13 protein-coding genes are annotated in these 12,072 nt (G+C 64.6%); 9 read left to right on the forward strand and 4 right to left on the reverse strand.

The genetic code is table 11. The features are described from left to right. The 4 genes from EOA32_RS24315 to EOA32_RS24330 form a co-directional block, all read right to left on the reverse strand. Positions 1-449: MFS transporter (locus tag EOA32_RS24315; protein ID WP_128373089.1), on the reverse strand; the 449-nt coding region annotated here is incomplete at its 3' end. A 63-nt stretch (positions 450-512) separates the two neighbouring features. Continuing rightward, a complete protein-coding gene (locus tag EOA32_RS24320) occupies positions 513-692 on the reverse strand; it encodes a hypothetical protein (protein ID WP_095779432.1) in 180 nt (59 codons plus the stop codon). A gap of 358 nt (positions 693-1,050) precedes the next feature. Then, positions 1,051-2,277 carry a CmpA/NrtA family ABC transporter substrate-binding protein gene (locus EOA32_RS24325; protein WP_189407338.1) on the reverse strand — a complete coding sequence of 409 codons (1,227 nt, stop codon included), beginning with the start codon at positions 2,275-2,277 and terminating at the stop codon, positions 1,051-1,053. A gap of 2 nt (positions 2,278-2,279) precedes the next feature. Beyond that, positions 2,280-2,882 carry an ANTAR domain-containing response regulator gene (locus EOA32_RS24330; RefSeq protein ID WP_066992153.1) on the reverse strand — a complete coding sequence of 201 codons (603 nt, stop codon included), beginning with the start codon at positions 2,880-2,882 and terminating at the stop codon, positions 2,280-2,282. A 273-nt stretch (positions 2,883-3,155) separates the two neighbouring features. On the opposite strand from EOA32_RS24330, the gene EOA32_RS24335 reads away from it, so the two are divergent. From EOA32_RS24335 to EOA32_RS24375, 9 genes are all read left to right on the forward strand, one after another. Next, a complete protein-coding gene (locus EOA32_RS24335) occupies positions 3,156-4,040 on the forward strand; it encodes an AraC family transcriptional regulator (protein WP_128373091.1) in 885 nt (294 codons plus the stop codon). Positions 4,041-4,267: 227 nt separating this feature from the next. Next, positions 4,268-5,335: a sugar ABC transporter substrate-binding protein gene (locus EOA32_RS24340; protein WP_128373092.1), complete on the forward strand. Its 1,068-nt coding sequence runs from the start codon at positions 4,268-4,270 to the stop codon at positions 5,333-5,335. A 229-nt stretch (positions 5,336-5,564) separates the two neighbouring features. Continuing rightward, positions 5,565-6,377, forward strand: a complete 813-nt coding sequence (locus EOA32_RS24345; RefSeq protein ID WP_066992159.1) for an ATP-binding cassette domain-containing protein — start codon at positions 5,565-5,567, stop codon at positions 6,375-6,377. Further along, positions 6,374-7,627, forward strand: a complete 1,254-nt coding sequence (locus tag EOA32_RS24350) for an ABC transporter permease (RefSeq protein ID WP_066992162.1) — start codon at positions 6,374-6,376, stop codon at positions 7,625-7,627. Before EOA32_RS24345 ends, EOA32_RS24350 begins: the two co-directional genes overlap by 4 nt. A gap of 21 nt (positions 7,628-7,648) precedes the next feature. Continuing rightward, positions 7,649-8,377, forward strand: a complete 729-nt coding sequence (locus tag EOA32_RS24355; protein ID WP_128373093.1) for an SDR family oxidoreductase — start codon at positions 7,649-7,651, stop codon at positions 8,375-8,377. Between the two features lie 40 nt (positions 8,378-8,417). Further along, positions 8,418-9,176 (forward strand): glucose 1-dehydrogenase, encoded by a 759-nt coding sequence (locus EOA32_RS24360; RefSeq protein ID WP_128373094.1) that lies wholly within the window; start codon positions 8,418-8,420, stop codon positions 9,174-9,176. 39 nt (positions 9,177-9,215) lie between these two features. After that, positions 9,216-9,986 (forward strand): L-iditol 2-dehydrogenase, encoded by a 771-nt coding sequence (locus EOA32_RS24365; protein ID WP_066992171.1) that lies wholly within the window; start codon positions 9,216-9,218, stop codon positions 9,984-9,986. A 93-nt stretch (positions 9,987-10,079) separates the two neighbouring features. Next, complete coding sequence (locus tag EOA32_RS24370; RefSeq protein ID WP_095829421.1) at positions 10,080-11,138, forward strand: glycosyltransferase family 4 protein; 1,059 nt, start codon at positions 10,080-10,082, stop codon at positions 11,136-11,138. A 41-nt stretch (positions 11,139-11,179) separates the two neighbouring features. After that, positions 11,180-12,072: glycogen debranching N-terminal domain-containing protein (locus EOA32_RS24375; protein ID WP_281015285.1), on the forward strand; the 893-nt coding region annotated here is incomplete at its 3' end.

Consider the following 12,072-nt stretch of genomic DNA (forward strand, 5'->3'; position numbering starts at 1 on the left):
ACATTGCCAACGCCGAAGATGCCGAGAGCCGTGCCTTGTTTGCGCGCGGGGAAAAAGCGCGAGACATAGGCGACGCCGACCGCGAAGGAGCCGCCGGCAAGCCCGACGCCGAGCGCCGCCACCAGCATCTGCTCATAGGTATGTGCAAAGGCGAGCAGGAAGGTCGCGACCGCGGCCGCGAGCATGGTCATGGTGTAAACCAGCCTGCCGCCGTAGCGGTCGGTCCAGACGCCGAGCACCATGCGCACGAGCGAGCCGGTGAGGATCGGCGTGCCGACCAGCAATCCGAACTCGGTCTCGTTCAGCCCGAGCTCCTGCTTTATACGCACGCCGATGATGGAGAAGATCGTCCACACCGCGAAGCAGACGGTGAAGGCGATGGTGGAGATGAGGAGCGCCTGCCGGGAGCTACTGTCCTGACTGGGCGCGGCTTGGAGGTTTGCGGTCATGGTCGGCTCCGTTTGCGGCGTGGGAGGCACCGCGTGTTGTGTTGATCAAAGGCTCGGCATCGGTCAGCGCGCCGAGGCTGGGACCTGCGCGGTCACTTGCGGACCCTTGGCCTCTCTGTCGTGATTGGTGGGAAACAGCAGAAGCGCGGCGGCGAACAGCACCGCCGTCAGGATGCTGCTCGCCAGGAAATCGCGGCGGGTGAAATCCTTCAGGGAAGCGCCAATTCCGATCCGTTTCGTCATCGTCGTCTCCGTTCGGCGCCGCCTGGGATCGGCGCCTTCGATTGCGTTTCGGTCAAAAACAAAAAAGCTGCCGACCAGGCCTGTCGCGTCCGTACATCCGGGATCGCGCGTCGACCTGAGCGGCAGCTTTGCCTGTGGCGCCCGCCATTGGACGCCTGTTCTATTGCCCGCGAGGGGCGCGATTATCTTAAAGCACGAAGCGTGCCAGTTTTGCGTTGAAGACGGATTTCCAGGGAGATCAAAGCGGTAGGCGCTTCAGGCACCGGCCCGGCCGAGCCGAGACACGGTCAAACGTTGATCAACGGAGCGGGCAGGGCGCACAAATTTTGTGCAATGCACAAGAATGGCGCGCAAATGCTCAGTCGCGATTCTGGGCCGCGATGTAGGCATCGATCCGATCGGGATCGAAGATCTGGCCGTCGAAGAATCCGTCCGGGCCGAGCACAAGGCTCGCCCCGGCCGAGCCGACCGGCGTCGCGGTCTTCAGCGCGCCTTCCACTTTGGCGTTGGCGCCGGGCAGGGCCACGCCGAGCGGCTTCAGCGCCGAGCGGTAGAGATCGGGCCGGTAGCAGTCGCGGGCGATCGCCAGGTTTTGCGGCGTATGCGGCAATTGTCCCCAGCGCACCATCTGCGTGTAGAACCAGAGCGCATGGCTCTTCCAGGGAAAGTTCGCCGCCTTGTCGAAGGGCAGGAAGAAAGCCTCAACGCTGCGCTCCGGGCCGCCGCCGAGCTGAAGTCGCCCGGTGAGTGCCGGCATCTGGATCGCCTCCGGCTGCCCGAGGAACGCAGGCTTGGCCATCAGCGCGGCCAGCGCGCCGCGGTTCACCGGATCCTGGCACCAGCGCGCGGAGTGATGCAGCGCTCTCAGCAGCGCCGCCAGCGCGTCGGGGTTTTCCTCGGCCCAGCTTCTGCGCGCGCCGATCACCTTTTCCGGGCTGTTGCGCCACAGCAGCGCCTTGACGGTGACGATGCGGCCGGTGCCGGCGGCGACGGCGGCACTGTTCCAGGGCTCTCCGACGCAATAGCCGTCGATGCGGCCGGCGGAGAGCGCATCGGCCATGAAGGGCGGCGGCACGATGACGATCTCGACATCGCGGTCGGGATCGATGCTGCAGGCGGCGAGCCAGTAGCGCAGCTCGTAATTATGCCCGGAATGCGGATGGACGACGGCGAAACGCAAAGGCTCGCGGCCGGCGGCCGCCCGCTCGCGGATCAGAGCGCCAAGCGCCGTCCCGGCGCGCGCCGGATCGAGATCGGGCGCAGCCCCGTGCGCCGCCATGCCTTGCCACACCACATTGGAGACGGTGACGCAGTTGCCGCCAAGCCCGAGTGAGAAGGGCACTATGGTCTCCGAGGCAAGCGGCGTGAGGCCGAGGCTGCAGGCGAGCGGCATCGGCCCCAGCATATGTGCCACATCGAAATGGCCGATGGCGATGCGGTCTCGGATGTTGGCCCACGAGGTCTCGCGATGCAGCTTGAGCTCGATGCCTTCGCGGGTGGCAAAGCCCATCTCGCCGGCTGCTACAAGGACGGCGCTGTCGAAGAGCGGCATGAAGCCGGCGGTGATCTGGTGCGCGGCAGTCATGCTCATTCGCCCTCCAGCGGGCCCAGCAATCCCGCCGCCGTCACCAGGCTCTGGGCGATGTCGGCGATCTTGCGGTTCTGGTTCATGGCGGTCTTGCGCAGAAGCGCGTAGGCGGCCTCCTCGCTCAAGCCGCGCGACTTCATCAATATGCCTTTGGCGCGATCGACGACCTTGCGGTTCTCGAGCTCGCTGCGCGCCTCCTCCAGTTCGCGAGCCATGCGCGAGAAGGCGTTGAAGCGGCTGATCGTCATGTCGAGAATCGGCTTGATGCGCTCCTTCTTCAGCCCGTCGACCACATAGGCGGACACGCCGGCTTCGACCGCCGCCTCGATCGAGGCTCGGTCGGAGCGGTCGACGAACATGGCGATCGGCCGTTTCACCGCTCGCGAAAGCTGGAACATGTTCTCCAGCATGTCGCGGTTGGGGTTTTCGAGATCGATGACGATGACATCCGGCTCGATCTCGGCGATGCGCTTGGCAATGCCGGCCACGTCATGAACAACGGTGACATGGCGATGGCCGGCGTCCCGCAATCCGGCCTCGATGATCGAGGCGCGGATGCGGTTCTCGTCGATAACAAGGATGGTCAGCGAACCAGCGGACATGCGCCTATTGTGCAGTCCGGCCGGAATTGTGCAATGCGGTAGCGTGGTCCGCGGCGATTTTCCCACGCCCAAATGCGGCGGGCCAGTCGCCGATATTCGAAGCTTCTAATTTTCGAAGGCAGGTTTTTCGCTGGGCCAAAAAGGTCAAAAACGTATCAGTAGGCGCGGCGTGGCGAGGTGGCGGACATCCTTGGCCGCCGCTATCCTGACCCTAGATGAGCCGGAACAAACGGCCGCGGTTCGAAGGCTGGCGACAGCCTGCGGGAGGAATCGATGGGACCCGATCTGGAAGTCATACAGATAAGGCCTGGCGAGTCGTTCGCGGTGAGGTGGCATGGCTATCCCTACCATACGGTGCGCTGGCATTTTCATCCGGAATACGAACTGCACCAGATCGTGGCGACCAAGGGCCGCTATTTCGTCGGCGACTTCATCGGCGAGTTCGAGGTCGGCAACCTCGTTCTCACCGGTCCGAACCTGCCGCACAACTGGATCAGCGAGGTTCCGGAAGGTCAGTCAGTTCCGCTGCGCTGCAGGCTGGTCCAGTTCAGCGAGGAATTCATCGGCGGCGCGATCGCCACTTTTCCTGAGCTTGGCGCGGTCTCGCCACTGCTCGAGCTCGCGCGGCGCGGCGTCCTGTTCAGCGCCAGTGTGAGCAGGGCGGTCATGCCGTTGCTGGCAGAGATCACGCATGCTTACGGCGTTCACAGGATCAGCCTGTTCATGTCGATCATGGAAGCGCTGAGCCGCGAAACTGCGCCGCACGTGCTCGCCAGCGAGAACTATCTGCCGGACCCGTCCGGATACATGTCTGCCGGCATGAACCAGGCGCTCGCCTATATCCGCGAGAACCTGACCCAGCAATTCAACGAAGGCGATCTGGCGGCAATCGCGGGACAGACGCCGAGCGCCTTCTCGCGATCGTTTCGCAAGCATACCGGCATGTCGCTGCTGCAGTACATCAAGCGGCTGCGCATCAACCTCGCCTGCCAGATCCTGATGAGCGACGAAGAGGCGCAGATCTCGGACATCTGCTTCGAGGTCGGCTTCAACAATCTGTCGAACTTCAATCGCCAGTTCCTGGCCGAGAAGGGCATGCCGCCTTCGCAGTTCAGGAGATTGGTTGCGGATAATTTCGCGGCCGCGCGCGCCGCATAGAAAGGAGTTCGGGAGGAGAAACAAGCCTTAAACAAGAACCAGGACGAAGCGGTGGGTCGCGCAAGCGAACCAGCGATGGACGAGTATTTCCTCGTGTCATGCCAGCGGGAGGAAGCCGTGAGGCTGCTGCACGAGTTCACTGGACTTCCAATCGGGTGCGCGAGCAGCATCCGCGGCTCGATGTCGAAGTCCGTTTAGATCACACAATGGGAATTGGAGAAGACCTTATGTCCAGATACGTGTCCAGATTGACAGCGGCCGCGATGGCCGTCTCGAGCCTCGCTCTCGGCGCGACTTTTGCCAATGCGCAGGATATCGCCGGCTCCACGGTCGCGTTCCTGATGCCCGACCAGGGCTCGACGCGTTACGAAGAGCATGATCATCCGGGCTTCGTCGCTGAAATGAAGAAGCTTTGCGACAGCTGCAAGGTGCTCTATCTCAATGCCGACGCCGACGTCACCAAGCAGCAGCAGCAGTTCAACTCCGTCATCACCCAGGGCGCCAAGGTTGTCGTGCTCGACCCGGTCGATTCCGCGGCGGCGGCCTCGCTGGTGCACAATGCGCAGGCTCAGGGCGTCAAGGTGATCGCCTATGACCGTCCGATCCCCACGGCCAAGGCCGATTTCTATGTATCGTTCGACAACAAGGCCATCGGCAAGGCGATTGCCGCCTCGCTGGTCGAGCATCTCAAGGCCAAGGGCGTGTCGAACGACGGCGACGTCGGCGTGCTGCAGATCAACGGCTCGCCGACCGACGCCGCGGCGGGCCTGATCAAGGACGGCATCCATGAGGGTCTCAAGACCGGCAGCTACAAGACGCTCGCCGAGTTTGATACGCCGAACTGGGCGCCATCGAATGCCCAGCAATGGGCGGCGGGACAGATCTCGCGCTTCGGCAACAAGATCGTCGGCGTGGTCGCCGCCAACGACGGCACGGGCGGCGGCGCCATTGCCGCCTTCAAGGCAGCCGGCGTCGATCCGGTGCCGCCGGTGACGGGCAACGACGCGACGATCGCCGCCTTGCAGCTCATCATTGCCGGCGACCAGTACAACACTATCTCCAAGCCGAGCGAAATTGTCGCCGCGGCGGCGGCAAACGTTGCTGTACAGCTTCTCAAGGGCGAGACGCCGAAAGCCGAGACAACGCTCTACGATACGCCCTCGCAACTCTTCGTGCCGGCGGTGGTGACGCAGGAGAATCTGAAGGCCGAGATCATCGACAAGAAGATCCAGACCGCAGCCCAGCTCTGCACCGACCGCTACGCCGAAGGCTGCAAGAAGCTCGGCATTCAATAAGGAGCGATGCGGCTGAAGCCGCATCGTCTGCCAGAAGCGATGCGGCCCAAGGTGCATCGTCTTCTAGGAGCGAGGCGGCGGAGCCGTATCGTCTCCAACAGCGATGCGGCGCAGCCGCGTCGCCTGCGATATGCTCGGCTGGCCCGTCAGGGCTGAGAGTCGGGTGTGTCTGGCCGCTCCCTCCTGGCGGCCGGACATATCGACCAAAACGCGGGAAGAGAGACACGCAATGGCAATACCCGACGCACCGCCCACGACGAGCCGTCCGCCGGTGCTTAGCCTGCGCGGCATCTCGAAGAATTTCGGCGCGGTGTCGGCTCTCACCGACGTTGATCTCGACATCAATGCCGGGGAAATCGTCGCCCTGGTCGGCGACAACGGCGCCGGCAAGTCGACGCTGGTGAAAATCCTGGCCGGCGCGCATATGCCGAGCTCGGGCTCGATCACTTTCGACGGCCAGCCGGTGACGCTTGCCAATCCCGCCGCGGCGCTGAAGCTCGGCATCGCCACCGTCTTCCAGGATCTCGCGCTCTGCGAAAACCTCGACGTCGTGGCCAACATCTTTCTCGGCCGCGAGCTTCATCCGCTTCGCCTCGACGAGGTCTCGATGGAGGTCCGCGCCTGGACACTGCTCAACGAGCTCTCGGCACGGATTCCCAGCGTGCGCGAGCCGGTGGCGTCGCTGTCGGGCGGGCAGCGGCAGACGGTGGCGATCGCCCGCTCGCTGCTGATGGAGCCGCGCGTGATCCTCCTCGACGAGCCCACCGCCGCACTGGGCGTCGCGCAGACCGCTGAAGTGCTGAATCTCATTGAGCGCGTGCGGGATCGCGGGCTGGGCGTCGTCATGATCAGCCACAACATGGAGGACGTGCGCGCCGTGGCCGACCGCATCGTGGTGCTGAGGCTCGGCCGCAACAACGGCATCTTCCTGCCCGGCGCCTCCAATCAGGAGCTGGTCACGGCGATCACCGGCGCCGACGACAATGCGGTCTCGCGGCGCGGCAGGCGCACGGCCGAGAAGGCGCAAGGAGAACAGCCATGACCACGGCGTCCGACCGCAATCCCGGCGCGCTGCTCGATCGCAGCGACGAACGGCTGAAGGATCGCAGCGGCGCCAAGGGCGCCATCAGGGGCTTCCTCGACCGCGTCCGCTCCGGCGATCTCGGCTCGCTGCCCGTGGTTGTCGGGCTGGTTTTGATCTGCACCATCTTCCAGACGCTCAACCCCGTATTCCTGTCGCCGAACAATCTGGTCAATCTTTTGTTCGACTGCTCGACGGTCGGCATCATCTCGCTCGGCATCGTCTGCGTGCTGATGGTGGGCGAGATCGACCTGTCCGTCGGGTCCGTCAGCGGCCTGGCCTCCGCGCTGCTCGGCGTGCTGTGGGTGCAGTGGGGCTGGCCGGTCGCGCTTGCCATGCTGGCGGCGATGGCGGTCGGGTTCGTGACCGGCTGCGTCTACGCGCTGCTGCTCAACAGGCTCGGCATGCCAAGCTTCGTCTCGACGCTTTCGGGCCTGCTCGCCTTCTTAGGATTGCAGCTCTACATCCTCGGCCCGACGGGCTCGATCAACCTGCCTTACGATTCGCCGCTGGTGAATTTCGGCCAGCTCCTGGTGATGCCGCACTGGGTGTCGCACACTTTGGCCGTCGTGCCCGGCGTGCTTGCCCTGGCTCTCGGCTATCGCAAGGCGCAACGCCGCCAGGCCGCCGGCCTGTCATCGCGTTCGCTGGGCGGGCTGCTGCTCCAGGCGGTCGCGATCACGGTCGCGCTCGAACTGGTGGCTTACTACCTCAACCTGTCGCGCGGCGTGCCCTGGATGTTCGCGTTGTTCGTCGGCCTGGTCGTGGCGATGAACTATGCGCTGAAGCGCACCCAATGGGGCCGCTCAATGACCGCTGTCGGCGGCAACCGCGAAGCGGCGCGTCGCGCCGGCATCAATGTCCGGCTGATCTACGCCAGCGCCTTCGCGCTCTGCGCCACGCTGGCGGCGACGGGCGGCCTGCTCTCGGCAGCACGCCTGGCAACCGCCAGCCAGCAGGCCGGCACCGGCGACGTCAATCTCAACGCCATCGCGGCGGCCGTCATCGGCGGCACCAGCCTGTTCGGCGGCCGCGGCAGCGCCTATTCGGCGCTGCTCGGCATCATCGTCATCCAATCCATCGCAAGCGGCCTGACGCTGCTCGATCTGTCATCCTCGCTCCGGTACATGATCACCGGCTGCGTGCTGGCGATCGCGGTCATCGTCGATTCTCTCGCCCGCCGCTCGCGTGTCTCACACGGCCGCGCCTGAGGCCTATCGAAGAGGATCGCAATGTCTGAAAGTCTTTCCGGCAAGGTTGCCGCAATCACTGGCGCTGCCTCGGGCATCGGGTTGGAATGCGCCCGCACCATGCTCGCCGCCGGCGCGAAGGTCGTTCTGGTCGACCGGGCCGAGGACCGGCTTCAGGAACTTGTCGCGGAGCTCGGCGACAATGCTTATGCCGTCGTCACCGACCTGCTCGATCCGGCGAGCGTCAACCGCATGATGCCCGAGATCCTCGAAAGAGCGGGCCAGCTCGACATCTTCCATGCCAATGCCGGCGCCTATGTCGGCGGGGAGGTGGCATCGGGCGACCCCGATCAGTGGGATAGGATGCTCAACCTCAACGTCAACGCCGTGTTCCGCACGGTGCACGCCGTGCTGCCGCACATGATCGAAAAGCAGAGCGGCGACATCATCGTCACCAGTTCGGTGGCCGGCTTCGTTCCGGTGGTCTGGGAGCCGATCTACACCGCTTCGAAATTCGCCGTGCAGGCGTTCGTCCATACGGTCCGGCGCCAGGTGCTGAAGCACGGCATTCGCGTCGGTGCGGTCGCTCCCGGTCCGGTGGTGACGGCGTTGCTCAGCGACTGGCCAAAGGCCAAGATGGAAGAAGCGCTCGCCGCCGGCAGCCTGATGGAGGCGAAGGAAGTGGCGGACGCCGTGCTGTTCATGCTGACGCGACCGCGCAACATCACCATTCGCGACCTCGTCATCCTGCCGCAGAGCGTGGACATCTGAGCGGCTCGCCGACCGGCCCTCGCAGAACGGAACCGCCGCCATGATCTTCGACCGCTTCCGACTGGACGACAAGGTCGCGCTGGTGACCGGCGGCACGCGCGGCATCGGCCTCGCCATCGCGAAGGCGCTCGGCGAAGCCGGCGCACGCGTCGTCGTTGCGGGCCGGACGATGAAGGATGATGCGCGGCAGGAACTCGCGGGCCTCGCCTTCGACTTTCACGCCGCCGAGATGCTGGACGAGAAAGCGCCGGACAGGCTGGTCGCCGACACGCTCGCCAAGGCCGGCCGCCTCGACATCCTGGTCAACAGCGCCGGCATCGCCATCCATGGCGACAGCGGCGACTATCCGGAGGACATCTGGCGGCAGACGATGGTGATCAATGTCGATGCCGTCTTCCGCTGCTGCAGGGCGGCGCTGGCTCCGATGCGGCGCCAGGGAGGCGGCGCGATCCTCAATGTCGGCTCGATTTCCGGCATCGTCTCCAACATTCCCCAGAACCAGGTTGCCTATAACAGTTCCAAGGCGGCGGTGCACATGATGACCAAGAGCCTCGCCAGCGAGGTGGCGGCCGATAACATCCGCGTCAACGCCGTCGCGCCCGGCTATATCGAAACGGACCTTTCGCGCGGCGGCATCGAGAATCCGGAATGGTTCCCGATCTGGCGCGGCATGACGCCGATGGGCCGCGTCGGCCAGCCGGAAGAAGTTGCGGCGGCCGCACTTTTCCTGTGCTCTCCCGCCTCAAGCTACGTGACCGGCGCGGTGCTGATCATCGACGGCGGCTATACCACACGCTGAGATGGCGCTGAGCCAGGGCGCTGAGACAGGAGAATTGCCATGAAACTCAAGGACAAGGTCGCCGTCGTCACCGGCGGCGCGCAAGGGATCGGCGCAGCCATCGTGCGCGGTTTCGCCGCCGAAGGCGCCCATGTCGTGATCGCCGATATGGCACTAGGCAAGGCGGAAGCGCTTGCGCGCGAGCTCGAAGGCAAAGCTACCGCTCTGCAACTCGACGTGCGCGACCTCGCCTCGATCGAGGCGATGGTCGCTTCGGTGACGAGGACGCATGGCGGGATCGACATATTGGTCAACAATGCCGCCGTCTTCGACATGGGGCCGCTTCTCGAGATTTCGGAGAAAAGCTTCGACCTGCAATTCTCGGTCAATGTGAAAGGGCTGTTGTTCACGCTGCAGGCGGTGGCCAAGCGCATGGTCGCCCAAGGGCGCAAGGGGAAGATCATCAACATGGCCTCGCAGGCGGGACGGCGCGGCGAGGCGCTGGTCGCCGTCTATTGCGCCACCAAGGCCGCCGTAATCAGCATCACGCAATCGGCCGGCCTTGCGCTGATCAAGCACGGCATCAACGTCAACGGCATCGCGCCTGGTGTGGTCGACACACCGATGTGGGACCAGGTCGACGCCCTGTTCGCGCGTTACGAGAACCTGCCGATCGGCGAGAAGAAGCGGCAGGTCGGGCTGGCGGTGCCGGCGGGGCGCATGGGTGATCCCGACGATTACCGGGGTGCGGCCGTCTTCCTGGCATCGAGCGAGGCCGACTACGTCGTGGCGCAGACGCTCAATGTGGACGGCGGCAACTGGATGAGTTGATTGGCCGAAGCTCGAGGCCTCGCCTGCGACAATCGGGCAGGAACGATCTGGCGGCTGACGCATTTTGGTTCCCATCAACCGTTTGAGGGAACCATGCGCATCGCTCATGTCGCGCCGCTCTACGAATCCGTGCCGCCGAAACTATATGGCGGCACCGAGCGGATCGTGTCCTATCTCACCGAAGCGCTGGTGGAAGTCGGGCACGAAGTGACCCTGTTCGCCAGCGGCGACAGTGAGACCTCGGCGCGGCTGGTGCCCGGCCGCGACCAGGCGATCCGTCTCGATCCGCGGCCGAAAAAGTCCGAGATTGCGGCGCATATGGCGATGCTTTGCCAGGTGCGCGAGCGGGCGGACGAGTTCGACGTCATCCACTTCCATCTCAGCCATTTCGTGCATTTTCCATTCTTCGAACACATGGCGGGGCGAACGGTGACGACGCCGCATGGCCGGCTCGACTATGTCGACCTGGCGCCGGCCTACAAGCGCTTCCCGCGCTTTCCGATGATCTCCATCTCGCACAGCCAGAAGCGCGGATTGCCCGACGCCAACTGGCTGGCGACGATCCATCACGGGATTCCGGTCGATGCGTATCAGCCCACCTACGATCCCTCGGCCGAGGAACCCTATCTGGCTTTCCTGGGCCGGCTGTCTCGCGACAAGCGCCCGGATCGAGCGATCGAGATCGCGCGGCGTTCCGGTTTGAAACTTAAGCTGGCGGCCAAGATCGGCGATGACGATCGCGCCTATTTTCACGACGAGATCGAGGCGCTCATCGACGGCGACCGGGTCGACTATGTCGGCGAGATCGCGGAACACGAGAAGGCCGAGTTTCTCGGCAATGCCGCGGGCCTGCTGTTTCCCATCGACTGGCCGGAGCCGTTCGGCCTGGCGCCGATCGAGGCGATGGCTTGTGGCACGCCGGTAATCGCCTGGAACTGCGGCGCCCTGCCGGAGCTCATCGACCAGGGCGTGACCGGCTTTGTCGTGGACTCTGTCGATGATGCGGTCGCTGCAACGCCGGCCCTGCTCGAACTTGACCGACGGCAGGTGAGGACGGTCTTCGAAAAGCGGTTTTCAGCCACCAGGATGGCGCGCGACTATCTTGCCGCCTATATGCGCCTGATCGGCATCCAGGAGGCGAGAGCCTCCTGACCGGCATTCTCTTTTGGGCGGGGCAAGCGAAGAGGTGACGAATGACGCAGCTCGACGAGCGCAAGCTCGATCCCGCCGTAGCCCTTGCCTCGCTCGACGAAACAGCGCCGCGGGAGCCTCACCGGCTGTTCGCGCTCAAACAGGGCGATTGTTTCGCGGTCACCGACGCCTATGGTGACATCAGGGGCGCCGGCGACGGTTTCTTTCGCGACGACACGCGCGTTCTTTCCGAGTTCCGCCTGACGATCGGCGGCAGGCCGATGTCGCTGCTCGGCGCCTCGCTCAGCCAGGACAATGTTCTCTTCACCAGCAACCTTACCAACTTGCCGATACAGAGCGCCGCCGGCCGCGACATTCCGCAAGGCGCGATCCATATCGAGCGCGTCAGGCTGATCTGGCAGGACAGGCTATTCGATCGCATCACGCTTTCCAACTACAGCCGCGAGCATTCGACCATCGCCATCTCCTTGCATTTCGCCGCCGACTTTCGCGACATGTTCGAGGTGCGCGGCTCGACACGGCCGAAACGTGGAACGGTCCATCTGGCGAAGACCGACAAGGCGTCCGTTATGCTCGGCTATGACGGTCTCGACGGCCTGCCGCGCCAGTCGGCAATCTCCTTCTCGCAAGCTCCCGACCAACTGAGCGACAGTCGTGCCGACTTCCTGATCGCGGTGACCAAGCGCAGCAGCAAGGTGCTTTATGTCGAAGTGGGACCGGAAGTTGCCGAAACGCCCAATCGCGACCGGTTCCGGGCCGCTGCCGCACGCGCGCGTTTTGCCATGCGCGCCAAGCGCCGGCATGGCGCCACCGTCCACAGCTCCGGTCGCGTCTTCAACGATTGGGTCGAGCGCGCCCGCGCGGATGTCGCGTTGCTTACCACCGAGCTTCCTACCGGGCCTTATCCTTATGCCGGCATCCCGTGGTTCTCCAC

It is taken from the genome of Mesorhizobium sp. M1A.F.Ca.ET.072.01.1.1 (genome assembly GCF_004023325.1).
GTDB lineage: Bacteria > Pseudomonadota > Alphaproteobacteria > Rhizobiales > Rhizobiaceae > Mesorhizobium.

What these genes read in the sequence shown, in the direction of transcription:
- EOA32_RS24370 (WP_095829421.1), top strand. Translation starts at nt 10,080, where the DNA reads ATGCGCATCGCTCATGTCGCGCCGCTCTACGAATCCGTGCCGCCGAAA.
- EOA32_RS24320 (WP_095779432.1), bottom strand. Translation starts at nt 692, where the DNA reads ATGACGAAACGGATCGGAATTGGCGCTTCCCTGAAGGATTTCACCCGC.
- EOA32_RS24340 (WP_128373092.1), top strand. Translation starts at nt 4,268, where the DNA reads ATGTCCAGATACGTGTCCAGATTGACAGCGGCCGCGATGGCCGTCTCG.
- EOA32_RS24350 (WP_066992162.1), top strand. Translation starts at nt 6,374, where the DNA reads ATGACCACGGCGTCCGACCGCAATCCCGGCGCGCTGCTCGATCGCAGC.
- EOA32_RS24345 (WP_066992159.1), top strand. Translation starts at nt 5,565, where the DNA reads ATGGCAATACCCGACGCACCGCCCACGACGAGCCGTCCGCCGGTGCTT.
- EOA32_RS24360 (WP_128373094.1), top strand. Translation starts at nt 8,418, where the DNA reads ATGATCTTCGACCGCTTCCGACTGGACGACAAGGTCGCGCTGGTGACC.
- EOA32_RS24325 (WP_189407338.1), bottom strand. Translation starts at nt 2,277, where the DNA reads ATGACTGCCGCGCACCAGATCACCGCCGGCTTCATGCCGCTCTTCGAC.
- EOA32_RS24355 (WP_128373093.1), top strand. Translation starts at nt 7,649, where the DNA reads ATGTCTGAAAGTCTTTCCGGCAAGGTTGCCGCAATCACTGGCGCTGCC.
- EOA32_RS24335 (WP_128373091.1), top strand. Translation starts at nt 3,156, where the DNA reads ATGGGACCCGATCTGGAAGTCATACAGATAAGGCCTGGCGAGTCGTTC.
- EOA32_RS24330 (WP_066992153.1), bottom strand. Translation starts at nt 2,882, where the DNA reads ATGTCCGCTGGTTCGCTGACCATCCTTGTTATCGACGAGAACCGCATC.
- EOA32_RS24365 (WP_066992171.1), top strand. Translation starts at nt 9,216, where the DNA reads ATGAAACTCAAGGACAAGGTCGCCGTCGTCACCGGCGGCGCGCAAGGG.